Genomic DNA, 26,075 nt, shown 5'->3' with positions numbered 1-26,075 from the left:
CGATTGCGTTTTGCGGCTCCACATATTTAGGATGCATTTCTTCGTAGAGAACGCCCATCGGCTCTCCTGTTTCTGCGTTGTACTGGCAAAGTTTGGCGTGGTTCTGGTCACGGTTTACTTCAATCAGGTAGAGGCTTTTTTCATCCGGTGACCAGCTGATATTGGTGAAATAACGGTCTGTGGGATCACCTGCGTTCAGATAAATGCTTTTGCCTGTGGCAGGATTGTAAATGCCTACTTTTACCTGATGGCTCGTCATGCCTGCCATCGGATAACGTACATTGTTCACTTCGCCTACGCGTGCAGTGATGTCTACAAGCGGGTATTGTGTCACCATGCTCTCGTCCATACGGTAGAAAGCGAGCAGGTTACCTTTCGGGCTCCAGAAAGTGCCTTTGTTGATACCAAATTCATTCCGGTGTACAGTCTGTCCGCAAACGATGCCTTCGGGTTCATTAGTTACCGCTTTCTCGTTTACATACAGATTGTTACCTATCGTGTATGCCACGTTTCCACTGGCTGCGCAATAGTCTTCATTATCTGCTCCGTCTTTGGGTTTGAGAGTGCTGACAACTTGATTGTTCTTGAAATCATATACAATGAACTTTCCTGCTATCTTGAATAGCATTTGTGGCTTATCGGCCCATGGGAAACTGACGGAATACAGGTGTGATAACTTTCCTGCCTTGTTCTCTTCAAGCACTTTGTTGATCTGTTCACGAGTGATAACCATTGTTTCTTTCCCCGTTTTGGGTTGGATAGAATAAAGGGTATCTACGCCCGGCTTGATACATTCGTCACCCCACCATTGCAGTCCGTACAGGTTGTCTGCATAGCGGTAACTCTCGCCACCCGGAATCAATTCTTCCAGTGTCGGCTTTTTGGTTTCTTGTGCCATAACATTGAATCCGATTGGTAGTGCCAACAATAACAGAATGGCTCTTTTTCCAATTTTACTCATTGCTCTTTTCTTTATTATTTGTTTTTAAATCCTTCTATTTTTACTCTGTCCAAAGGAGTCTGTCTTGATTGGATAATTGCACTTATTTTAGCAAAGGCATTAAATAGGTCGTCAAATTGTTTTTCGTAACTTTCCCTATCAGAAGTAATATCTTCTTCGAGATATTCGATGCGTTGTTTTAATTCTTCCAACTCCTTTTTAGGTATATTGGATAGAAGATATTGGCGCATACGTACAAAAGCACGGATAATATTGATATTTACTTCCACAGCGGTCTTGGACTTGAGGACGCTGGATAACATAACTATACCATATTCAGTAAATGCAAACGGAAGATATTTGATGTTATATCCTTGTCCTGTTTTCAAGGTCGCAATTTGCGACCTTGAAATTGCAACTTCTTCTTTTGTTAGCTCGAACATGAATTCAGCAGGAAAGCGTTCAATATTACGACGTACTTGTTCCTTGAGGCGTTTAGTTTCAACTCCATACATTTCTGCCAAATCAAAGTCAAGCATAACTTTTTGCCCTCTGATTTCGTATATTTTGTTTTCTATAATAGCTATATCATCCATTTTTTGTTTAGACAGGTTCCAATTTGTGACTGAACATTAGAACTATGATGTAAACTTGAAGTTCCAATTTGGAACTTCAAGTTTTTAATTAATTATTAACTAGTGAATTACAGGGTGAATAAGTTGTTGGGATTATAACCGTTTATTCCTCTTCCTTCTTCGGAATCCTCGGCTCCCGGTTTCCCCTAAATTCTCTTGGTCCTCTTGAATCTCTTCCTCCGCGGAATTCTCCCCGTGGTTTTCTATCTCTTTCATCGCCACCTTTGAAGTCGCCACCTTCTCTGCGTGGCTTGTATTCTCCCTCTCTGCGAGGTCTGGATTCGCCGTCCCGACGCGGCTTGAACTCACCTTCGCGGCGTGGCTTAAATTCTTTTCTTTCTCTGAATCTTGGAGCTTGTTCTCCTTCACCCTCTTTCTTCTCTTCGCCCTCTTCCTGGCTCTTGAACTCTTTATATTTTCCGTCAAAAATCTCATATTTGCGGAATTCACACTCCAACGGTCCATTGAACAAAGGAACCTTCTGGCTTGCCTTCAAGCCAATCTGGTCGAAACACTCTTCCCGATAAGAAAGCACCCATGCTTCGTTTCCTACAAATGCATGTTTCAGACGTTCGCCGATCATCTGGTAAAGACCGAGCAAATCATTCGTAGAGATACGTTCCCCATAAGGAGGATTGGTGATGATGATTGATTTCTCTTTCGGCTGTTCGAACTGCTGGAACGGTTGCAATTTCAGCACGATATCTTTCGATACACCGGCAGCTTTTATATTGTGAGTCGCAATCTCATTCGCTTTTGGATTGTTATCGTATCCGTAAATCTTATGAGCAAATTCGCGCTCCTGACTGTCATCATTGTAAATCTCATCGAACATATCCGCATCGAAATCTACCCATTTCTCAAAAGCAAATCCTTTGCGGAATACTCCCGGAGCGATATTCTTAGCAATCAGTGCCGCTTCAACAGGGATAGTACCCGAACCACACATCGGGTCGATCAAATCACATTCTCCGCGCCATCCGGTCATTAGAATCATGCCGGCAGCCAATACCTCATTTAACGGGGCTTCTACTGCTTCCTGGCGATAACCGCGACGGTGAAGTGATTCTCCGGACGAGTCCAAAGACAACGTACAGGTAGTCTGTGCAATATGAATATTCAGAAGTACATCCGGATTGTTGATACGTACCGACGGACGTTTTCCTGTTTTATCACGGAAATAATCCACAATCGCATCTTTCACCTTATACGAAACGAATTTCGAATGGCGGAACTCATCACTGAATACTACTGCATCGATAGCGAACGTCTTGTTCACATCGAGATATTCTTCCCATGGAATAGCCTGTATTTGATTATAAACCTCATCGGCATCTTTGGCTGTAAAGTTTTTAATTGGTTTCAGGATACGGATGGCGGTGCGAAGGCAAAAATTCGCCTTATACATCATACGTTTATCTCCTGTGAATGAAACCATGCGGCGTCCTATTTGAATGTCGTTGGCTCCTAATGCTGTCAGTTCTTCTGCAAGTATCTCTTCCAGTCCCTGGAAAGTCTTGGCTATCATCTCGAATTGTTCGCTCATATAGATTCTTTTGATTTTATTTTTTTGCTTTAGTTTGTACGATTCTTGCTCCTGCAGGAACATTCTCTGTTACCCAGATATTACCGCCTACGGTTGCGTCACGTCCGATGGTGATTCTTCCCAGAATAGTGGCGTTGGAATAAACAATTACATTGTCTTCCAGGATCGGATGGCGGGGGATTCCCTTGATAGGTTTTCCGTCGGCATCCAGCGGGAAACTCTTGGCTCCCAGCGTGACACCCTGATATAGTTTGACGTTGTTTCCGATGATACTCGTGGCGCCGATTACGACACCCGTACCATGGTCGATGGTGAAGTGAGTGCCAATCTTTGCGGCCGGATGGATATCAATTCCCGTTTCGCTATGCGCCATCTCCGTGATGATACGGGGAATCAGAGGAACACCCAGTTCCAGCAATTCATGCGCGATACGGTAATTGCTGATCGCTTTAATGGCCGGATAACAGAATATGACCTCTCCATAGCTTTCGGCAGCCGGGTCACCGTTGTAGGCGGCTTCCACATCCGTTGCCAGTATCCTCCTCATGGCGGGTAACTTACTGATGAATTTAGCAGCAAGACGTGCAGCTTCTTCTCGTTTGGAGTCGGAGCAGACGTTGCATTTCCCCTCTATGGAAGTGCTAAAACATAATCCGGCCAAGATTTGCTCACAAAGTAAATCAAACAATTTTTCAATGTTTACACCGATGTGATAATTGATAGTCCGGCTGTTAATAGTAGAATTTCCGTAATATCCGGGGAAAAGAATGGAGCGTGAAAGCTCAATAATTTCATACAAGACTTTTGCAGAGGGCAGTGGTTCGCCATCTTTGTGCTGATGAAACAGTCCTTTATAAGATTCGCTTTCCGATAGCTCATCGACTGCCTGTGTCAAAATGTGGGTGAAGTTCAGTGGACTCATTAGGTCAGTTGCTCATATTTATATGGGCACAAAGGTATTAAAAAAATAATAAAATTCGCTGGGATTCAGGATAAATAATGTATTTTTGTCACATTCAAAACATGACATGAATAAGGGGACTGATGAATCAGAAGACTGCTATGAAACTATTTGGACTGTTGGGGCTGTTGATGTTGTTGAGTTGCGGATATGCTGATAGACACCGCAATAGCTCTTCATGCGAACAGGCGTTGGTTGATTCTCTGGAAGTTCGTGTACAGGATTCTTTGTTTTCCAATGTGCATTATTCCCGCTCACAACTGCTTGAGGCACTGACGCAGACGCAAGATTCCCTGGTTTATTATCGTCTGCTCGCCCTTTACGGGAAAACATTTTTTGTCTCTTCCGATTTTGATTCTATACTCTATTACAACCGCCGGGTAAAAGAATTTTCCCGCAATGCTTCCCAATCTTCTGAATCTCTCCAGTCTCCACGATGGAATGATGTATTGTCCGATGTCTATAATATCGAAGGCAACGTATGGATGCAACTGAACCGCCCTGATTCTGCAATTATCGACTATAAGAAAGCCTATGGATATCGCCTGAAAGGAAAAAAAATACACCTGCTTCCGGATATTTGTATCAATATAGCTGATGCCTATCTGCATCGCAGTGACTTGGCGCACACTGCTTCGTATTACCGGCGCGCCCTGTTTCTCTGTGATTCTTTGAACTTGTCCGAGCACACGAAATTTCCTGTCTACTACGGATTGGGGCAGACTTACATGGAACTGCGCGATTTCGATTTATCCAATCATTACTATGAATTGGCCGGGCAGTTCTTCGATGTAATGAACGTGAGCGAGCAATGGACCTATCTCAACAATCGCGGCAACCATTATTATTACCGGAAAAACTATCAGGAGGCTTTGAAATATATGTGCAGGGCCAATGCACTCGTATCTTCTTATCCGCAGATGGTGTTTGAACAGAACTTTATCAAAGTAAACCTGGGAGAATTGTACTTGCTGACTGACAAACTGGACTCCGCACAGATCTGCCTGGACGAAAGTTATCGTTTCTTCTCCGATATACAGCATAACTCGGCTGTTCATTACATTGAAACCCAGATGATTGAACTGGCATTGAAGAAAGGTAATATAGCCCAAGCGAAGACTATGATCGCCCGGACTGCTCCTGTGGGGCATCTTGACGCCAATATGTTGACTATACGCAATCAGTATCTGCAACATTATTTTGAGCATACCGGTGATTACCGCCGTGCCTATGAATACCTGAAACGTGATTGCCATCTGGACGATTCCATCCGGAGCGAACGGATACAGATGCGTGTTGCCGAATTGGATATGCGTTACCGGCAGGATACGATAGTGCTTCGTAAGGAAATGAAGATTCAGCGACAGGCGGCAGAGGTGAGAGTACTCAAGTTGAGCGTATCTATCTGGGTACTTGTCTGCGTGTTGCTTGTGGCAGGGGTAGTTGTCTGGTATATGCGTAAAAAGAGGGAGTTTCTTCGCCAGCGTTTCTTCCAGCAAATCAACCGTGTCCGCATGGAGAATTTGAGAAGCCGGATTTCTCCTCATTTTACTTTTAATGTACTGGGACGTGAGATCAATCAGTTTAACGGCTCGGAAGAGGTGAAACATAATCTGATGGAACTGGTGAAATATCTCCGTCGTAGCCTCGAACTTACCGAGAAATTGAGCGTATCTTTGCAAGACGAACTGGATTTCGTCCGTACATACATCGAACTGGAACGTGGACGTGTCGGAGAAGATTTTGTCGCAACAATCACGGTGGAGGACGGTTTAGATGCAACCCGCATCATGATTCCATCTATGATTGTGCAAATTCCGGTGGAGAATGCTATTAAACATGGACTGGCGGGAAAGGACGGAAAAAAGGAGCTAATGGTATATGTTTCCCGTGAAACAAATGGGATTCGCATAACGGTTACCGACAACGGACGCGGGTATCTCCCGCAGGTAGTTTCCGCCACACGGGGTACTGGTACAGGATTGAAAGTGTTGTATCAGACCATTCAATTACTGAATACAAAGAACAAGAGTGATAAAATACGTTTTAATATAACCAACAGAAGCGATGGACAAACCGGTACGGAAGTGTCGGTATATATCCCGTTTCGTTTTTCTTATGATTTATGATGGAGACAGAAGAAAAGTATAAGGTAGTCATCGTTGACGATGAACGTACAGCGATTGATGCTTTGCGCCGAGAGTTGGAGCCCTATCGTGAATTTGAAGTAAAAGGAATCGCAGGGAATGGTGCAAAAGGTAAAAAGATGATTATGGAGTTGCATCCGGACTTATTGTTTCTTGATGTGGAACTTCCGGATACGTTGGGACTCAATCTATTAAGTGAAATCAGGGAGGATATTTTGTGGGATATGAAGGTTGTGTTTTACACCTCTTATGACAAATACTTGCTTCAGGCGTTGCGTGAGTCGGCTTTCGACTTCCTGCTGAAGCCTTTTGAAGCAGAAGACCTGAAAGTAATTATGGACCGTTACCGGAAGGCTATGACCTCTACTTCGCTTCCTCTTTTGCCTTCTTTTGCTTCTTCTATTAGTGCATTGATGCCCCAGCAAGGCATGTTTATGATTAGTACAGTGACAGGCTTCAAACTCTTGCGACTGGAAGAAATCGGCTTTTTTGAATATCTGAAAGATAAACGTCAATGGCAGGTGGTCTTGTTTAATCAAACTTGTCTGAATTTGAAGCGAAATACAAAAGCAGAAGATATTATCAGTTATTCACAAGCTTTTGTACAGATTAGCCAATCTGCTATTGTAAATGTTAATTATCTGGCAATGATTGATGGTAAATGCTGTCAACTTTATCCGCCTTTTCACGATAAGAACGATTTGATTATTTCCCGAAGTTATCTAAAAGAACTGCAAGAGCGTTTCTTTGTTTTGTAATGTAGACCTCATATTATGAAATACGCCACTTCTTCAGCAGAAGCGGCGTATCCTTTTGTTAGAATATTAGAATGAGAGAGAGTTTATGTTACATATTTGTATTATCCATCGTAACGGTCATTTCGGGTACCAGTACGTAGGCTTGTTTTTTAGCGTTCCATTTATAATAATTCGTAGTAACGGTCTTGCCTTCATAAGTGTAATTGATGCGTAGGTCTTTTTCCCATGCGTCTTTGCTATTGTTCCATTTCAAGGCCTCGCTTTCAATCATACGTTTGTTGTCATCGTACTTGTAGTTGTACTTCATGTAGTTGGCAAGTGTATTTCCGTCCATTTTGTAAACGGTTTGTCCCACTGTCATGCCATTCTCTTCGATTGGATTATAAATCAATTGATTATCGTAGCTACGTGCAGAAGTAGCAAGCGATACAACAAGAAGAGCTGCAGATAAAACGAACATTTTTAAAGATACTTTTGCTTTCATGGCTATTTAAGTTTTTGGGTTATACTTTCATTTGTCTGCCAAATACATTGGTTTTATGCTGCAAATCTACATATTAATTTGGTATTTATGCATTTTTGAAGATAAAAGATTGTCAAAATGTCAAGAGTGGAGGCGGGTGATAACTAGCTTTTTGCCAATATTGGTGACAAAAAAATATCCGGCAGTCAATCTGCCGGATATAGAATGAATCACTTCGTCGAAAAAGGAATCTTTTTTCTAGCTTTCTGGATACAGAGTTAAATAATGTTATTACCCATACTTGCTTCTATTTTGTAAGCGGAAGCCCCTGATAAGATGGAGTCTCCTTGTGCAATTAGTGTCTAAAAGATAGCAATTCCTTATTGAGGTGGCTTTTATTCACTTGATGATTTAATGTGCCTCAAGCCAGTTTTTGCCCCATCCGCAATCAGCTTTCAAGGGGACGTGCATGCGGTATGCTTTCTCCATTTCTTCGATGACGATTTCTTCTACACGCTCTTTTTCATTGACAGGAACGCTGAAATTTAATTCGTCATGTACTTGCAGGATCATTTTGGCTTGTATTCCTTCGGCCTGGAACCGTTGATAGATACGTGCCATTGCTACTTTTATAATATCTGCCGCACTTCCCTGGATAGGGGCGTTGATGGCATTTCGTTCCGCATATCCGCGTACAACGGCATTCCGCGAATTGATGTCCGGTAAGAAGCGCTTCCGATGGAAGATTGTTTCCACATAGCCTTTTTCCTGGGCCACCTGAATGCTTTTATCCATATATGCTTTCACTCCTGGATAAGTTTCAAAGTAACCGTCGATTAACTCTTTGGCTTCTTTACGATCTACATTCATTCGTTCGGCAAGACCAAATACGGATATGCCATAGATGATACCGAAATTGGCAGTCTTGGCTTTACGGCGCATGTCGGAACCTACGTCTTTCAGGTCGATCTTATAAATTTTGGCAGCAGTGGCCGCATGAATATCGTGATTGCTAAGGAAAGCATCAATCATATTCTTATCCTCGCTAAGGTGTGCCATGATGCGCAATTCGATTTGCGAATAGTCGGCAGAGAAGAAGAGGCAGCCTTCATCGGGGATGAAAGCCTTGCGGATTTCTTTTCCATTCTCGTCGCGGATAGGGATATTTTGTAAGTTCGGATTGCTTGAACTAAGGCGTCCCGTAGCGGTTACAGTCTGGTTGAAAGAGGTGTGTACCCTTCCTGTGCGTGGATTGATAAGCTGGGGGAGTGCGTCGATATACGTGCCCAATAGCTTTTTCAGTCCTCGATGTTCCAAAATCTTTTCTACTACCGGATGTTTGTGCCGGAGGCTTTCGAGCACTTCTTCTGAGGTGACGTACTGGCCGGTCTTAGTCTTTTTTGCCTTCTCTACGATTTTCAGTTTGTCAAACAGTACCTCACCGACTTGTTTGGGCGAAGCGATATTGAAAGTCTCACCGGCCAATTCGTAAATCTCTTTTTCGATTTGCTCCATCTGGGCGGTGAAATGGGCGGACGACTGCTTCAATGCTTCCGTATCCAGCAATACCCCGTTCCGTTCTATATTAACCAATACGGGAACTAGCGGCATTTCTATATCATAGAACAAACGTTCTGCGTCATTCTCTTTCAGTTCTTTCTCCAGTACATTTTTCAGTTTCAGAGTTACGTCTGCATCTTCGCAGGCATACAGATATACATCTTTCGGATCGAGATCGCGCATGTTCTTCTGATTCTTTCCTTTGGGACCTATCAGTTCGTCAATGTGGATAGTCTGATAGTGCAGGTAAATTTCCGCAAGATAATCCATGCCGTGACGAAGTTCCGGTTGAAGAACATAATGAGCGATCATCGTATCGAAAAGCGGACCTTTTACTGTTGCGCCATAATTTTGAAGAACAATCATGTCGTACTTGATATTTTGTCCGACTTTTAATGAATTCTCATTTTCGAAGACCGGACGGAACTCATTTACGATTTTTAACGCTTCGTCTTGGTCCGATGGTACGGGAACATAAAAAGCTTCATTTTCTGCAATCGAAAAGCTCATTCCGACTAATTCGGCATCCATTGGTTCAGTTCCGGTGGTTTCCGTATCTAACGAGAGAATTTTCGATGTAAGTAACTTTTGAATAATTTCCTGTCTTTTCTCCTCTGTATCAACGAGTTGGTAGTTATAAGTGAGCGATTCTAACGTCTCTAGGTTCGATTTTTTTGCTTCACCCGGTTCATCGGGCGTGAAATTCGCAAATAAATCGCCTTGCATTCCGCCTCCTTCTTCGGGAAAAAGTGGAAGAGGAGAGGGGGTGCTTTTCCCAGTGGCAACTTTGCTTCCGGTGGCAGAGGTTATTCCGTTTCCGGAAATATCTTTTTTGAGCACCCGGTCAATGAGTGTTCTAAATTCCAATTCCTCGAAAATGCTACGAAGTGAATTTTCGTCTGCTTCTTCGCGGACAAGAGCATCCATTTCAAGTTGGATGGGGACATCGATTTTAATGGTGGCGAGAAATTTCGAGAACGTAATCATTTCCCGGTTAGTTTCCACTTTTGTTTTCAATGCTCCTTTCAGTTGGTCGGTATGTTCCAATAGGTTCTCGATGCTTCCGAATTCGGAGATTAGTTTTTGAGCAGTCTTTTCTCCTACTCCGGGACATCCGGGGATGTTATCCGAAGAGTCACCCATTAGTCCGAGCATATCGATCACCTGTGCCGGAGACTGAATGTCAAACTTGGCTTTCACTTCCTCAACGCCCATCACTTCGAAACCTCCTGTGTGTTTAGGGCGATACATAAATACTTTGTCACTTACCAGCTGCCCGTAATCTTTGTCGGGAGTCATCATATAGGTAGTGATACCCTGGCGACCGGCTTCAGTAGCGAGCGTACCTATCACATCGTCGGCTTCGTAGCCTGCCACTTCCAGAATGGGGATGCGGTAGGCGCGTATAATATCCTTTATAATAGGTACGGAAAGACGGATTGCTTCCGGAGTTTCTTCGCGTTGCGCTTTATATTGTTCAAAAGCCTCGTGGCGGAAGGTGGGACCTGCGGGGTCGAAGGCTACTCCTATATGAGTGGGATTCTCTTTTTTCAGTACTTCTTCGAGGGTGTTCACAAAACCCAGTATGGCTGAAGTGTTGAATCCTTTGGAATTGATTCTTGGGTTCTTAATAAAGGCGTAATACGCCCGATATATCAATGCATAAGCGTCTAAAAGAAATAATTTATTACCTGAATCCATAGATTTAATTAATTTTTCATGGTAAAAGTACAAAAAAATACGGTATTAAGCGTTTTATTATTACTTTTGTGCTCAAATTGTGTAATAAATGGACAGTATCTCACTTATCAGAACTCCGATTGAAGCGGAACTGGGCGACTTCAAAGAACTTTTTGATAGTTCTCTCTCCAGTTCAAATGCATTGCTCGATAGCGTCGTATCTCACATACGGCAGAGGAATGGTAAGATGATGCGGCCTATTCTTGTTTTACTCGTGGCACGTCTTTATGGCGCAATATGTCCTTCCACTCTTCATGCGGCTGTTTCATTGGAACTCCTTCATACGGCCAGCCTGGTACATGATGACGTAGTGGATGAAAGCTCCGAACGTCGTGGACAGCTCTCGGTAAATGCTATCTTTAATAATAAAGTAGCGGTGCTGACGGGTGACTATTTATTGGCAACCAGCCTCGTACACGCTGAATTGACAAACAGTCATCGTATTATTCAGCTGGTGTCCACTCTTGGACAGGATCTTGCTGACGGTGAGTTGCTTCAGCTTTCAAATGTAAGTAATCACAGTTTTTCCGAGGAAGTCTATTTTGATGTAATCCGCAAGAAAACTGCTGCTCTTTTTGCTGCCTGCACAAAGGCTGCCGCTTTCTCGGTGGGTGTGGGTGAGGGAGAAGCTGAACTTGCCCGTTTGCTGGGCGAATATATTGGTATCTGTTTCCAGATAAAGGATGATATTTTCGATTACTTTGATAATAAGGAGATCGGTAAACCTACGGGTAATGATATGCTTGAAGGTAAACTGACATTACCCGCTTTGTATGTGCTGAATACGACGAAAAACGAGGAAGCGCAAGAAATTGCAATCAAAGTAAAGGAGGGTACGGCTACTCTCGATGAAATAGCTCATTTGATTTCGTTTATTAAAGAAAACGGAGGTATTGAATATGCGGTTCAGACTATGAATGTCTATAAGCAAAAAGCCTTCAATCTATTGGCTTCTTTGCCGGATTCCGATATCTGTGCAGCTCTCCGGGCTTATCTGGATTACGTAGTAGACCGCGAAAAATAGTTACTTCCGGTATTTTGCCAGAAGTGAATAGCACAATAATAACCGGTCCCAATCTTCTATCTTTTCCGATTTCATCGCTTTTCCTAAAAGGAAACTCTTGTCTATTTCTTCTGCTGTATGAAGATCTAAAGAACATAATTTGGTGGCTTGCTCTATGTAGTCCCAGGCTTTCTCTTTGGTGATGTGACCACATGCTTGGGAGGCGCGCGCCAGGCTCACAAGCAGTCCCATATCCCATCCGATAATGCCTTTTTCCAAGTCATTTATCCATATAATAGGGTCCCTTCTTTCCTCTGTATATTTCACAAATTTGTATAGATTCTTTCCTTGACGGATAAAGCGTTCCACTCCGAAAAAACGCTTTTGAATGATGTTTTCGAACTCGTTGATGTTCTCTGTAGAGAGTAAATAGGGGAGCATAATCTGGTAGGAGACTCTGTCTCCTTCGTTGATAAGGAACTGGAATAGTCCGGTGGCGGACTCATTATCGGTGCAGTGAAACTCCTCTGTTAGCAGTTTGGATAGCTTTTGCGGATGGATTCCGGTCTCTATGGAGTTGAGATAGAAGCCTTGCAGTCCGGCTTCCATATAACCGATGCGTAGCCCCTTCTTTTTCTCTGCTCCGAGGATGAGGTTCAGAGGGTTGTGATTGAATCTTAAGGTTCTTGTATATGCGTCCATCCTAATACCTCCAAAGGTTCATGAAAAGCGTGAGAACTGTTGCCATGTATTTTCCTGAGGCTTCGGCAAGCCGTTATGAGTATACAAGCAACAGTCCCACGCTCCATTCGATATATAACAAAAGTATATACATGAAGGTGCGTGAGACCCGTTTGCTTATTACCATTCATAACTTTGAATTTTGCCGAATTCCAGGAATTGGTAATAAATGAAACGTTCTCTAATATAACTAATTAGCTATATTTTCATCGCTAAACCTTTTACAAAGATAAGTATTTTTCCGAATTCTCCTGTAACTATCTTTAGATTTTCTTAAATGAAAAATACCGCGTCGGTTCCCGGAGTACGGGAATCGCGCGGTAAGGCGTATTTGATTGCTAATGTAGCCTTTAGCTTAGAAGAACTTGATTTCTTCCCCTTTGATGTCAGAAAGAAGGAGGTTGGCTAAGCGGCTGGTTCCCAGGCGGAACAGTTGATTATCCAGCCATTCTTCACCCAATAGCTCTTTTACAATTGTGTAGTAAATAATCGCATCATTAACGGTATTGATGCCACCTGCCGGTTTGAATCCAATCTTGATTCCGGTCTTCTGGTAGTATTCTTTGATGGCTTCACACATCACATAAGCGGCTTCCGGAGTAGCGGCAGGCTGTTGCTTGCCGGTGGAAGTTTTGATGAAGTCTGCGCCCGAATACATGGATAGGATAGAGGCTTTCTTGATGTTGGAAGCGCTTTTTAGTGCACCAGTTTCGAGGATCACTTTGAGGTGGCGTTCCTTGCAAACTTCCTTTAATTCCTGTATTTCTTCACACATTCCTTCGTAGTCTCCGCTTAGGAATTTGCCGATGGAAATGACAATATCTATTTCATCTGCGCCTTCTGCGATTGCTAATGCTGTTTCTGCCACTTTTACTTCAATAAATGTCTGGGAAGAGGGGAAACCTCCTGATACACAGGCTATATTGACTCCGTCTACCTCCAGTGTATTCTTAACGATGGCTGCAAAATTGGGGTATACACAGATTGCTGCAACATTTTTCAGATCAGGATATTCGTCGTCAAACTGATTGACTTTTTCGGTAAAGTGCATCACACTTTTGTCACTGTCTGTACTATTCAAAGTAGTCAGATCAATACAGTTGAACAGGAACTTCTTAACATCTTCCGTGTTGTTTTCCGGCACTTTTTTCTCAATCAATTCAGCTACGCGAGCTTGAATATCTGCATCGCTCAGATTGGTATTATACTTTGCCAATGCGGCATTGTACTTGTTGGGCTGTGAGTTATTCTCTTCCATGATCTTTCAGTTTTGGGTTGTTGATATGTCTTTTATTATCTCGTTTCGTTTTCTTTTCCATGCTTTTCTGGAAAGCAGTGGTTATGTCTACACCTGTCTGGTTGGCAATGCAGAGAAGTACCCATAAAACGTCTGCTATCTCTTCATCTATATTATCTTTCTCTCCCTCTTTAAAGGATTGATCTCCATATTTGCGGGCCATGACACGCGCCAGTTCTCCTACCTCTTCCGTCAGAACTGCCATATTGGTCAACTCGCTGAAGTAGCGGACACCGTATGTTTTCACCCATTGGTCCACTTGTTTCTGTGCTTCTTCCAGAGTCATAATTGTTGATGGTTAGTTATTATTCTTTGTTTTTTGTATCCATGCATATAGTAACGGGGCCGTCGTTTAAAAGTTCAACTTTCATGTCCGCTCCAAAGATACCTGTGCCTATTTCTTTTCCCAATGCACCGCTTAAATCTTTGCAAAATTGTTCGTAGAGTGGGATAGAGACATCCGGCTTGGCAGCTTTGATATAGGAGGGGCGATTTCCTTTCTTGGTAGAAGCGTGTAACGTGAACTGGCTGATAACCAGAATCTCACCTCCATCTTCTAAAATAGATTTGTTCATTACACCATTCTCATCATCGAAGATACGTAGATTTACAATCTTCTTGCAGAGCCAGTCGATATCTTCCTGCCCGTCTGCTTCTTCAATACCGACTAATATTAGCATCCCTTTCCCAATGGACGACTTACACTGTCCTTCAATGGTTACTGACGCATGGCTTACCCGTTGTATGACTATTCTCATTGTTATTTATTCTATTTCATGATTAGGAAAGGCAAATTTACAAAATTCAGAAGAGAAAACGGTGTGTTGGTGGGAAAATATTATAAGGCTTTGCCGAAAGCGTTAATGATTTATTATTGGGGCACGGATTACACGGATAACACGGTTTTTTAGTAATTCAACCGTGAAATCCGTGTAATCCGTGCCTAAAAGTGATAGAAAGATAACAGGCCTACTCCCCAACTTCTTATTAATTTTCTGATGATTCATCGCTCAATCCCGCTTTTACAGTCTTGGCTTTCGCTTCTCCGATCACAGCGGAAATCTCCTCAAAAGAGGCTTCTTTTATCCGCTTTACGCTTTTAAATTCTTTCAGAAGCGCTGTTTTTGTCTTTTCTCCAATCCCTTTGATATTGTCTAATGCCGATGCTACCTGCCGTTTGCTGCGTTTATCACGATGGAAACTAATGGCAAAGCGGTGCACCTCATCCTGAATCTGTGTCAGCAAACGGAATAACGGGCTTTGCTGTTTGATGCCGATAGTCTGCGGAGGAAATCCAAAAAGCAGTTCCGATGTGCGATGGCGATTGTCCTTTGCCAATCCGGCAATCGGGATTGTTAAGTTCAGCTCATCTTCGATCACCTCTCTAACGACCTCCATTTGGCCTTTTCCGCCATCGGTGATAATCAGGTCGGGTAGAGGGGCGTTTTCTTCAATAGCGCGCTGATAACGTCTTCTGACGACCTCTTTCATGGATGCATAGTCGTCAGGTCCTACAACCGTCTTTATATTGTATTTCCGATAATCCTTCTTTGAGGGTTTGGCCTTTTTAAAGACAACGCAAGCGGCCACGGCATCAGAACCCTGTATGTTTGAGTTGTCAAAGCATTCAATTTGCAAAGGCGGTCTGTCCAGATGCAACTCTTGCTGTATCTCTTTCATTAATCGCATACTTCTTTGTTCCGGATTCAGCTTTTCCGCCTGTTTTAGACGGTCGGCTTTGTATTGCTTCACGTTTAGAATCGAAAGATCCAGCAATTTCTTCTTATCTCCCCGCTGTGGAACGGTAAATACGATGTTGTTTAGCTCCAAATCAAGTTCAAAAGGTACTATAATCTCTCTGGATTGACTCTTATAGCGTTCCCGCATTTCGATAATACCCAGTGTCAAAAGCTCCTCTTTTGATTCATTCAGCTTCTTTTTATATTCGAATGTAAACGCCTGGTTAATGGCGCCATTTGTAATATGCAGATAGTTGATGAAAGCGGAATTGGACTCGTCCTCTTCAATAGAAAATACATCTATGTTGTGCAATACAGCGCTTACTACCTCCGATTTAGAACGGTAATTTTCTATCAGAAGATATTTCTCTTTCACCTTCTGTGCTTCTTCAAACTTCATCTCACCGGCTAATGTCTGCATCCTTTCCAGTAGCATACGGCTGATTTCTTGTGTATTTCCTTTCAGGATTTCTTTGATTTCATCAATGTTTTTGAGATAATCCTCCTGTGATTGTAGTCCGATGCATGGTCCTGCACAGTTCTTTATATGATATTCCAGACATACGTTGAACTTTCCTGCCCGTATATTCTCCGGAGTTAGGTTTAAACTGCAAGTTCGCAAAGGATATAAATGCTTTATCAGATCCAGTACCGCATACATGGATGGTATGTGACTATACGGTCCATAATACGAAGAACCGTTCCTGATAATTTTCCTTGTTCTGAAAACTCTGGGAAAATACTCGTTTTGTACGCAAATAGAAGGGTATGTCTTGTCGTCCTTTAATAGAACGTTATAGCGCGGCTTATATTTCTTTATCAGATTATTCTCCAGCAATAACGCATCTTCTTCCGTGTTGACTACAATATAACGAATATCGGCGATTTTGCTGACCAGCACTCGTGTCTTTCCCGGTTCATGCTCTTTGCTGAAGTAGGAGTAGACTCTTTTCTTTAGATTTTTAGCCTTTCCAACGTATATAATTGTACCTTCCGTGTTCAGGTATTGGTAAATGCCCGGCTTCTCGGGAAGGTTGGCTACAATCCCTTTCAAATATTCATTGGCTCTGCTTTCTGGTTTTGTATTCATAATCATTAGGGATGAAAGACTACTAAAATAAAAAGGGGGCTGTTTTGAAGCTAAACTTCACTATCTTATTGCTGTTTAGGCACGGATTACGCGGATTTCGCGGAAAAATAAAAACCGTGAAGTCCGCGTAATCCGTGCCTAAAAGATAAACCATTGGAGCTGTTAATACATTTTCTGCAAATAGATGCAACTCCTTTATAAAGTCAATACGGATTCTACTTCTACATCATCTCCGAATACCGATTTTCCATTCAGCTCTTTCAGTTCGATGATGAAGTTTACATACACCTTTTTAGGCTTTAATCTTTTCACCAATTCGCAAGCCGCTTTCATGGTGCCTCCTGTTGCCAGCAAATCATCATGTAGTAGAACTACGTCATTCTCGTCCAGTGCATCTTTGTGAATTTGCACCGTGTCTTTGCCATACTCCTTATCGTAGCTTTCTTCAATCGTTTCTGCCGGGAGTTTGCCCGGCTTGCGGATTGGAATAAAACCGGCGTTCAGACGGGTTGCCAGAATCGGTCCCATAATAAAGCCTCTTGATTCTATACCTACCACTTTGGTGATTCCTTTATCCTTATACATATCGAACATGATATTGGATAATTCCTGCAAGCACCATGGATCTTTAAATAAAGTGGTGACGTCGTAGAACAGGATTCCGGGAATCGGAAAATCGGGTACTTCCCGAATGCTTTTGATTAGTGTTTCTTTGCTCATAATCATTGAATTATATCGTTTCTTTAAATGCTTTGTTTCACGTGAAACGTTGCCGCTTATCGTCCCGAAAGTACCAGCAGCACGTTGATGTCGCTAGGAGAGACTCCCGGGATTCTGCTCGCTTGCGCGATTGTTTCCGGATCTATCTTTACCAGCTTTTGTCGAGCTTCGGTGGAAAGGGACTGAATGGTAGAATAGTCAAATTTTCCTTTAATTTTGATACTCTCCAATCGTGCTAGTTTTTCAGCAATCATTCTCTCCCTGTCAATATATCCTTGATACTTGATTAGGATTTCTGCAGCTTCGAGAATCTCTTCTTTCCGGTCTTGATCCGAACTCGTCGCTTTTTCCAATTCGCGTTGAAACGCCGGAACATATTCTGCTATATTTTTTATTGTCACTTGCGGGCGGTTCAGAATCTCTATCAACTTACAACCTTGACGTAGGGGAGTTGTCCCTATCTTTTCGAGAGCATCGTTGATTAGTGCCGGTTTCATCGAATAGTTGCGCGCGAAAGAAATGATTTGTTCCACGGCTTCTTTCTTGCCTCTTACTAACTGATATCGATCTTCTTTTGCCAACCCAAGCTTAAACGCTTTCTCTGTTAAGCGCATATCGGCATCATCCATGCGAAGCAGAATGCGGTATTCCGCACGCGAGGTAAACATACGGTAAGGTTCATCCACACCTTTGGTAACCAAATCGTCGATTAATACGCCAATATATGCTTCATCGCGAGCCAAAGTAAATGCTTCTCCGCCGTGGCAGTTAATGTGTGCATTGATACCGGCTATCAATCCTTGTCCTCCTGCTTCTTCGTATCCGGTGGTTCCGTTTACTTGTCCGGCAAAGAACAAGTTTTTGATAATTTTCGATTCCAACGTATGTTTTAATTGAGTCGGATCGAAATAGTCATATTCGATAGCGTATCCCGGGCGGTAGATAACCAGATCTTTGAAAGCCGGGATTTGTTTCAGTGCTGCAATTTGTATTTCCATCGGAAGCGAAGAAGAGAATCCGTTAAGATATAACTCTTGTGTCGTTTCTCCTTCCGGTTCGAGAAATAACTGGTGCTGATCTTTATCCGGGAAAGTGACAATCTTAGTTTCGATGCTCGGACAATAGCGTGGCCCGATACTTTGAATCTGTCCGTTGAACAGGGGAGAATCCGGCAAACCTTCACGCAGAATCCGGTGTACTTCTTCATTGGTGTAGCATGTCCAGCATTGAAGTTGCTTTAAGTGGTGCGTGCTAGTATTCATGAATGAGAACTTGTGGAAGTCCGATTCACCGTCTTGTGTTTCCATCTGGTCAAAATGAACACTACGCGCGTCGATTCGTACCGGAGTACCGGTTTTCATCCTTCCGTAAGAGATACCGTGACGGGCGATGGATTCGGTCAGCTGATAAGAAGCCGGCTCGGCCATTCTTCCTCCCGGCAATTTATGACGTCCTACATGCATCAGTCCGTTGAGGAAAGTTCCTGCGGTGAGCACAATGCATTTCGCTTTGAAGGTGACGCCCCATGCGGTGACCAATCCAGTGACCTCACCGTTTTCTACGAGCAGTTCACATACGGTATCTTGCCAGATATGAAGGTTGGGTGTATTTTCCAGTTTCTCTCGCCAGGACCAAATGAACTTAGCCCGGTCGCATTGGGCGCGGGGGCTCCACATGGCTGGACCTTTCGAGCGGTTTAGAATTCGGAATTGAATGGCAGTCTCATCTGTCACTAATCCCATCTGTCCACCCAATGCATCTATTTCACGTACAATTTGTCCTTTGGCGATTCCTCCTACAGCCGGATTGCAACTCATCTGTCCAATCTTGTTCATGTCCATAGTGATGAGACAAGTTTTGGAACCTAAATTAGCAGCGGCTGCCGCTGCTTCACAACCAGCATGTCCGGCACCAATTACAATTACGTCGTACTTAAAATCCATTCCTATCTTATTTATTATCAAACGCTGCAAAGTTACAGAAAAGTTGTGAGACTTGTATCTTCAAGCTGTTTTTGCTTCTGAAAATCCGAGGAGGAATCCGGCTTAACTGAAAAAAACGCCGTAATTTCGGGTTAGAAATATGCAGATTGTTCGAAAATAGACCGCTTATTGGCTTTTGTGATTGTATATTTTTGGATGGAATGGCAATAGTTTGTCTTTTCAATCCCCTGTTTTGCTTTCTTTTTGTTAGTTATGTGCTTGCTCAATTATGAGTGCAACTAGAGAGTAAAAGGAAAGATTTGTTGAAAATACGGATTGCTGTGGGAATAAACTTGAGGTTTACACTCAAAATCTACCCTACGTCTTGACATAAGTCAAAAAAACAAGCCTGAATGTGTTTTTTTGTATAGTGGCTTTTGTTGTTTTCGCAAACAACTATACCTTTGCAGCGTAGTTGTGAAACTACTTATATTTTTAGGTATTAGAAAAAGGTAATAATTAAAAGGTATTGGTTTATAAAATTAAGGTATTAGATTTTAAGATTAGTTTTTAGGAAAAAGATTGTTTTGATTAGGTATTAGGAAAAAGACGTTTTCAGGTAACGAGTAAATGAAAGATGAAGAAAAAGAAGAATCCCATTTATGGGGATTCTTTAAATGTGGAGCGGAATGATTCGCTCTTTTTTTGTACCCTTTCGTTTTCAACTATTATTTTCTTTTGCTTCTCATTTGAACTGTAAGGTAAGCTCGTTTAAGTTTCTTTTTGGTCAATTTGCTATTTGCTTGGATTCAATTAGTTTCAACCTTATTTGAAACACTTTGTTTCAAGGCTTGAAACGATTCGTTTCTCGGTGTGAAACAAAGTGTTTCCCGTAATGAAACAGAGTGTTTCAAAGCATGAAACAGATCGTCGTCTTGTGGGATACGAACTGCCGTCCTATAGCTTACGATTGTTTTGTCAGCATTTGTCTTGTCTGACTCATATTTGAAATCAAAAAATAAAGTCTGGTGGCTATCATAGGACAAGATTCCCGGTAAAATTGAAGGGAAAAAGCAAGAAATCAGAGCGATAAATGGTGGTGATAGATGATAGATAAGGTGATAGGTTACCGGCAATCTATCACCATGCTTGAAAGTACTATGAATAAACTGTTTCAAGAAGTCTGGTGATAGATGAAAGATGAAAGTGAAAAAATCTCTATGTATGAGAAAGAACTTTTTTATTTTCTATTTTGTAAGCCGGCAAAGTCTGCGTTTTTGAAAAAAAACAATATATTTGCAATCGTAAATATCGCAAAAGTAAGTAGTTACGGCGATTTTTATGAATTCTGTTTCCTTTTTTCGCAGGTAATGTGACAGTATGAACGATAAAATTGACACCATAGTAGCGGGAGTAAACCGGAAGGATGAAAAGATGTGGGGCGATTTCTACGATCGTTTTTATACTGCCTTATGTGTTTATGTATCAAAGATATTGCCGGTCCCCGATGCGGTAGAAGATTTGGTGCAAGACGTTTTTATTTCTGTATGGGAAGGGAAGCGTACCTTTTCCGATATAAAAGAGCTTACCAATTATCTTTATCGTGCCTGCTATAATAATACCTTATTATATATACGCAATAATCAAATTCATGATACCATATTGAATTCTTTAGCCGAAGAAGAAAGCGTGGAGGACGAAGATATGATTTATGCATTGACGGTGAAAGAAGAAATTATCCGGCAACTCTATTGCTATATCGAAGAACTTCCGTCCGAGCAACGCCGGATTATCTTAATGAGAATCGAAGGACATACATGGGAAGAGATAGCGGAACGTTTAGAAATAAGTATCAATACTGTTAAAACTCAAAAGACACGCAGCTATAAATTCCTTCGTGAGAGGCTGGGCGACTCTGTTCATTCTATTATTCTTTGTTTATTTCTCTAAAAAGATAAAAAAGTCAATTTGATACATCTTCATCTTTTTATTGATTACTTAAGATTTGTTTTCTTTGTTAAAAGCGAACGGATTCCTTTTATATCGTGATATAATGTTATATTCTTACTCTTAAAATCCTCTTCTTTATAATCTTATCTCAAAAAAATATCATCTTTTTGTCACCCTTTTCTGTGAGTTATGTATATCTATAATAAAGCAAATTAAACAGTTGTTTAATTTAAAAAGGAGAAATAAGATGAAGAAGTTCGAAAATGTATATCAAGATGCCGCTTTAATGAAGAAAGCTCTTTTAGGAGAAGCTAATGAATCGGAACAGCAAGAGCTTGAAAAGCGATTGGCGGAATGTCCGGACTTGCAAAAAGTGTATGAGCAATTGCAGAATGGTGAGACATTAAGAGTTGCATTTGGAGAATATAAAAATTATTCATCAAAGAAAGCCTATGAATCTTTCCTTCAGAAAATCGGACAAACGGAACCGGAGGTAATAAAGAAGCCTCGTACTTTCCGGGTTTGGTGGTCTGTTGCAGCAGCTGTTGTTTTTTTAGTAATCGGTTTATCTTTCTATATGTCGAATTATGGTTCGATTGAAGAGGAAAGCAGACCATTGATTCAGCCGGGAGTTCAACAGGCACAATTGACTTTACCCGATGGCAGCATTATTGATGTGCATAAGAAAGAAGTTAACGTAATAGTAGACGGCGTCCAGGTAAAATATAAGGAAGGAGTGCTGTCATATGAACCAACCGTCACAACACAACACGAAGAGAAAAACGTCGAAGAGAAGCCGGTTAAGTCAAATGAACTTATTATACCACGTGGAGGGGAAAATACTGTAATCCTCGCTGATGGAACGACAGTTCATTTGAATGCTGGTTCTAAGTTGACTTATCCGGTACGTTTTGCGGGTAAACGCAGGGTTGTAGCTCTGGAGGGTGAGGCTTATTTTGAAGTTGTGCAGGATGAATCTCATCCATTTGTGGTACAAACTCATCTTGGTGAAGTGATGGTGCTTGGTACGGCGTTTAATGTGAATGCTTATACTAATGCTTCCGTTTGTTACACTACATTGGTGCGCGGAAAAGTACAATTCTCTGCACCGAATGTCGGAACGGTAACTCTTCAGCCGGGCGAACAAGCAGTAGTCTCTGCCAATGGCACAGAGAAACGTACCGTTGATCTGGACGAATATATCGGTTGGGTAAACGGTGTGTACAACTTTAAAAACCGCTCTTTAGGGGAGATTATGGAGACATTCGAACGCTGGTATGATATACAGGTTTATTATGAAACGCCGGATCTACGCGATATAACTTACAGTGGTAGTTTGAAACGTTATGGAGCAGTCAATTCTTTCTTGGATGCTTTGGAACTGACAGGCGATCTGACTTATAAAATCAGTGGCCGGAAAGTGTTGATATACGATGGAATGAAAGAGTAAGAATAAATAGAATATTAGGTAAAGTTTAATCATTAATTTATGAGAGAAAAACGATGGCTACTATGTTTTTTAGTGGCAGTGTGTTGCACATTTAGCACATGGGCTCTACCGTCACAGGATAAGACGGTAACTTTGAATCTGCATAATGTCTCTATCGAGACAGTTTTGGATGCAGTGAAGAAACAAACAGGAGTGAATATGTTGTATAATTCACAAATGTTTAAAGGAGTTCCTCCCGTATCAATTAATGCAAAAAATGAGAAATGGGAAGTCGCTCTAAAGTTGATTTTAAATCCCCAGGGATTTGATTATGTGGTGAAAGATGGTATTGTTGTTGTTCGTAAATTGCAGACCGAGAAGCGTGATAATCGTATCCATGGTACGGTTGTTGATTCGAATAAGGAGCCGATTCCAGGAGCCAGCATCATCGTAAAAGGTACTCGTACGGGTACTTCTACCAATATCGAAGGTGAGTTTACGTTGGATGTGAAAAGTGACAAAGTGACTTTGGAAATCTCTTTTATTGGTATGAAAAAGCAGACTCTTCAAGTGGATGCTACTCGTCGGAAAAGTCTTGAAATTACTTTGGTTGATGACGTAAAAACACTGGAAGATGTGGTTGTGACAGGATATAGTAATGTTCGTAAAACTAGCTTTACTGGTAGTTCTACGCAGATTACAGGCGATGATTTACGGAAGGTATCGCAAACTAATGTAATTGATGCTATGCAGTCTTTTGATCCTTCTTTCCGTCTTATGACAAATACGCAATTTGGTTCAGATCCAAATGCATTACCAGAGATGTATATTCGTGGACGTTCAGGAGTTGGAGTGAGGGATTTGGATAAAGATCAACTTTCTAAATCAAATTTAGAGAATAATCCTAACTTGCCTACTTTCATTATGGATGGCTTTGAAGTGAGTATAGAGAAGGTGTATGATCTTGATCCTACCCGAATTGAAAGTATGACAATTTTGAAGGATGCTGCTGCAACTGCAATTTATGGTTCACGTGCAGCAAATGGGGTTGTTGTCATTACTACAGTGGCTCCTAAACCGGGTGAGGTACGTGTGTCGTATAATTTTACAGGGACTTTGGAAATGCCTGACTTGAGAGATTATAATTTGGCTAACGCATCCGAGAAGTTGGAAATAGAGAGACTTGCCGGGTTGTTTGATGTATCGGCAGGAGATAATATGGGAAATATCATAAATTCATATAGTAAAAAATATGTGCAGATACGAAAAGGAGTGGATACAAATTGGTTAGTATTGCCATTAAGAAATTCTTTTGATCATAAACATAGTGTGTACGTAGAAGGAGGAACACAAAACCTAAGGTATGGTGTGGATGCTTCTTATAATGGAACAAAAGGGGTTATGAAAGGATCCTCTCGCGATCGTTATAGTGTCGGTTTCTCTTTGGATTATAGAATGAAAAGCCTTCAAGTAAAAAATACAGTGTCTTTTACTCATACGAAATCAACTGAATCACCCTATGGCTCATTCAGTGATTACACGAGCATGCAACCTTATGATACTCCTTATGAAGATGGAATATTAGTAGAACAACTAGCCTTCTCGAAAACGGATAGGAATAGTGCAGCAAATAATCCTTTATACGAGGCAACTTTGGCGAATTATGATTGGAATGCATATGATGAGATTACAAATAATTTAAGTTTAAATTGGTACTTGACTGACCATTGGACTGTAAGAGGCCAATTTAGTGTGACTAGAAAGTATGCTAATAGTGAGAAATTTATAGATCCGTTATCGTCTAAAACTAGTGTGCTGGGGGAATCTTCAAGTGGAAATGAAGATAAGGTAGGGGACCTATATACAACTAATGGGAATAATTTAGACTGGAATGCAAATGCTTTTTTGTATTATACACGTACATTTGAGAAAAAACATAATTTAAATGTATCTATAGGATGGGAAGCCTCGGCAGGTTCGCAGGATAATACGAGTGCCCATTATCGTGGATTTTCATCAGGACAATTTCACTCTTTAAATTATGCTTCAGAAATCTATAAAAAACCAACACGTACAGAAGGAACTTCTCGCATGGTGAGTGTATTGGCTACAGCTAACTATACATGGAATGATATTTACTTAGCGGATGTTTCGGTACGTTTTGATGGTTCTTCTGCATTTGGTTCTAATCAAAGGTGGGCACCCTTTTTCTCAGGAGGTTTGGGAGTAAACTTGCATAATTATGATTTTTTAAAAGGAAATAACTGGGTGAATAAATTGAAAGTACGTGGTTCTTACGGACGTACGGGAAAAGTAAATTTCCCTTCCTATGCAGCAACTACAATGTATGAAACTCTTTTCGATGAATGGTATGCAACTGGTTACGGAGCTGTATTAAAAGCTTTGGGTAACAAGGATTTAACATGGGAAAAAACAGACAAGTTTAATATTGGTGTAGAAACGCAGTTCTTTGACAGGCGTTTAACAGTAGAAGCTGACTATTATTATGAGAAAACGATAGATTTAGTTAATGATGTCAGTCTTTCTAATACTTCAGGTTTTTCTACCTATAAAAGTAATATGGGTGAAGTTATGAATAAGGGGTTTGAGTTGACTGTACGTACTGATGTGTATCGGAATCGTGATTGGATAGTAGCTTTGTGGGGAAATATGGCACACAATACCAATAAAATATTGAAAATATCTGATTCACAGAAAGCATATAATCAACGTGTAGCTGAATTTTATAAAAAGGAGCAGGATGCACAGAATATAAATTATTCATTGAAAGATGCTAATTATTCTGTGCCCATTGCACAATATGAAGAGGGGCAATCATTGACATCCATTTGGGCAGTTAAATCATTAGGTATCGACCCAACTACTGGTAAAGAGATCTATTTGAATAGAGATGGTACAGTGTCCGATAAATGGGATGCTACGCAAGAAGTTGTTGTGGGTAATACAGAACCGAAATTTAATGGAGCATTTGGTGTAAATCTTACTTATAGAGAATGGAGTCTGTTTGCTTCTTTCTTATATGAATGGGGAGGGCAAGAGTACAATCAGACTTTGGTAGATCGAGTGGAGAATGCAGCGATAGAGCGAGGAAATGTGGATTTACGAGTATTGACAGATCGCTGGCAAAAACCTGGTGATGTTGCCCAGTTTAAAAATATTAAGGATAGTAAATTGACTACTTTGCCTACATCACGTTTTGTACAGGATAAATCTTATATCCGTTTGAGTGCATTGACATTGAGTTATGATTTCAAACGTGAATGGATAAGGAAGTATTTAGGTATGAATATGCTTCGTCTTGAGGCCAGTTCAAGTGACTTTATAAATTGGAACTCCATCCGTCAAGAGCGTGGATTAAGTTATCCAAAATCATGGAAAGTGAATTTTTCAATTAAAGCACAATTTTAAGACTT

Annotated in this window: 19 protein-coding genes; 6 read left to right on the top strand and 13 right to left on the bottom strand. The window is 41.4% G+C overall.

What is annotated here, in order from left to right:
* The 4 genes from BSCG_RS12915 to BSCG_RS12930 all read right to left on the bottom strand — a co-directional run.
* On the bottom strand, positions 1-961 hold a 961-nt coding region (locus tag BSCG_RS12915; protein WP_008776166.1), incomplete at its 3' end, for a DPP IV N-terminal domain-containing protein.
* Between the two features lie 14 nt (positions 962-975).
* Entirely contained in the window at positions 976-1,536 is a 561-nt protein-coding gene (locus tag BSCG_RS12920; protein ID WP_004296702.1) for an ORF6N domain-containing protein, read from the bottom strand.
* Positions 1,537-1,678: 142 nt separating this feature from the next.
* Positions 1,679-3,121 (bottom strand): class I SAM-dependent RNA methyltransferase, encoded by a 1,443-nt coding sequence (locus tag BSCG_RS12925; protein ID WP_004307818.1) that lies wholly within the window; start codon positions 3,119-3,121, stop codon positions 1,679-1,681.
* Positions 3,122-3,137: 16 nt separating this feature from the next.
* The gene (locus tag BSCG_RS12930; RefSeq protein WP_004296704.1) at positions 3,138-4,043 is read right to left on the bottom strand and encodes a serine O-acetyltransferase; all 906 of its coding nucleotides are present in this window, start codon (positions 4,041-4,043) and stop codon (positions 3,138-3,140) included.
* 122 nt (positions 4,044-4,165) lie between these two features.
* On the opposite strand from BSCG_RS12930, the gene BSCG_RS12935 reads away from it, so the two are divergent.
* Positions 4,166-6,211 (top strand): histidine kinase, encoded by a 2,046-nt coding sequence (locus BSCG_RS12935; protein ID WP_032849538.1) that lies wholly within the window; start codon positions 4,166-4,168, stop codon positions 6,209-6,211.
* Positions 6,208-6,987: a LytR/AlgR family response regulator transcription factor gene (locus BSCG_RS12940; RefSeq protein ID WP_004296706.1), complete on the top strand. Its 780-nt coding sequence runs from the start codon at positions 6,208-6,210 to the stop codon at positions 6,985-6,987. Before BSCG_RS12935 ends, BSCG_RS12940 begins: the two co-directional genes overlap by 4 nt.
* Positions 6,988-7,075: 88 nt before the next feature.
* Here the strand turns inward: BSCG_RS12940 and BSCG_RS12945 are convergent, their stop codons facing one another.
* Complete coding sequence (locus BSCG_RS12945) at positions 7,076-7,471, bottom strand: DUF3836 domain-containing protein (protein ID WP_004296707.1); 396 nt, start codon at positions 7,469-7,471, stop codon at positions 7,076-7,078.
* Positions 7,472-7,861: 390 nt separating this feature from the next.
* On the bottom strand, positions 7,862-10,711 hold the full coding sequence (gene polA, locus BSCG_RS12950; RefSeq protein WP_008776161.1) for a DNA polymerase I: 2,850 nt from the start codon (positions 10,709-10,711) through the stop codon (positions 7,862-7,864).
* Between the two features lie 88 nt (positions 10,712-10,799).
* Here polA and BSCG_RS12955 point away from each other — a divergent pair, with 88 nt between their 5' ends.
* Entirely contained in the window at positions 10,800-11,774 is a 975-nt protein-coding gene (locus BSCG_RS12955; RefSeq protein WP_004296710.1) for a polyprenyl synthetase family protein, read from the top strand.
* Here BSCG_RS12955 and BSCG_RS12960 read toward each other — a convergent pair whose 3' ends face one another.
* From BSCG_RS12960 to mnmG, 7 genes are all read right to left on the bottom strand, one after another.
* Positions 11,775-12,455: a DUF1266 domain-containing protein gene (locus BSCG_RS12960; RefSeq protein ID WP_008776160.1), complete on the bottom strand. Its 681-nt coding sequence runs from the start codon at positions 12,453-12,455 to the stop codon at positions 11,775-11,777.
* A 394-nt stretch (positions 12,456-12,849) separates the two neighbouring features.
* Positions 12,850-13,752: a deoxyribose-phosphate aldolase gene (deoC, locus tag BSCG_RS12970; RefSeq protein WP_008776159.1), complete on the bottom strand. Its 903-nt coding sequence runs from the start codon at positions 13,750-13,752 to the stop codon at positions 12,850-12,852.
* Positions 13,739-14,077, bottom strand: a complete 339-nt coding sequence (locus tag BSCG_RS12975) for a nucleotide pyrophosphohydrolase (protein WP_008776158.1) — start codon at positions 14,075-14,077, stop codon at positions 13,739-13,741. Before BSCG_RS12975 ends, deoC begins: the two co-directional genes overlap by 14 nt.
* A 19-nt stretch (positions 14,078-14,096) precedes the next feature.
* Positions 14,097-14,549 carry a D-aminoacyl-tRNA deacylase gene (gene dtd, locus BSCG_RS12980; protein WP_008776157.1) on the bottom strand — a complete coding sequence of 151 codons (453 nt, stop codon included), beginning with the start codon at positions 14,547-14,549 and terminating at the stop codon, positions 14,097-14,099.
* A gap of 229 nt (positions 14,550-14,778) precedes the next feature.
* On the bottom strand, positions 14,779-16,620 hold the full coding sequence (gene uvrC / locus BSCG_RS12985) for an excinuclease ABC subunit UvrC (RefSeq protein ID WP_008776155.1): 1,842 nt from the start codon (positions 16,618-16,620) through the stop codon (positions 14,779-14,781).
* Between the two features lie 195 nt (positions 16,621-16,815).
* Positions 16,816-17,346 carry an adenine phosphoribosyltransferase gene (locus tag BSCG_RS12990; protein ID WP_004313735.1) on the bottom strand — a complete coding sequence of 177 codons (531 nt, stop codon included), beginning with the start codon at positions 17,344-17,346 and terminating at the stop codon, positions 16,816-16,818.
* Positions 17,347-17,396: 50 nt separating this feature from the next.
* A complete protein-coding gene (mnmG, locus tag BSCG_RS12995; RefSeq protein ID WP_008776154.1) occupies positions 17,397-19,283 on the bottom strand; it encodes a tRNA uridine-5-carboxymethylaminomethyl(34) synthesis enzyme MnmG in 1,887 nt (628 codons plus the stop codon).
* Between the two features lie 1,359 nt (positions 19,284-20,642).
* On the opposite strand from mnmG, the gene BSCG_RS13005 reads away from it, so the two are divergent.
* The 3 genes from BSCG_RS13005 (at position 20,643) to BSCG_RS13015 (ending at position 26,070) form a co-directional block, all read left to right on the top strand.
* Entirely contained in the window at positions 20,643-21,212 is a 570-nt protein-coding gene (locus BSCG_RS13005; protein ID WP_004307824.1) for an RNA polymerase sigma-70 factor, read from the top strand.
* A 247-nt stretch (positions 21,213-21,459) separates the two neighbouring features.
* Positions 21,460-22,662 (top strand): FecR domain-containing protein, encoded by a 1,203-nt coding sequence (locus BSCG_RS13010; RefSeq protein ID WP_004307825.1) that lies wholly within the window; start codon positions 21,460-21,462, stop codon positions 22,660-22,662.
* 39 nt (positions 22,663-22,701) lie between these two features.
* Positions 22,702-26,070 carry a SusC/RagA family TonB-linked outer membrane protein gene (locus BSCG_RS13015; protein WP_008776151.1) on the top strand — a complete coding sequence of 1,123 codons (3,369 nt, stop codon included), beginning with the start codon at positions 22,702-22,704 and terminating at the stop codon, positions 26,068-26,070.
* The last annotated feature ends 5 nt before the right edge of the window (positions 26,071-26,075 follow it).

This window comes from Bacteroides sp. 2_2_4 (assembly GCF_000157055.1).
Classification (GTDB): Bacteria; Bacteroidota; Bacteroidia; order Bacteroidales; family Bacteroidaceae; genus Bacteroides; species Bacteroides ovatus.
This window is presented reverse-complemented; position numbering and strand designations above follow the sequence as displayed.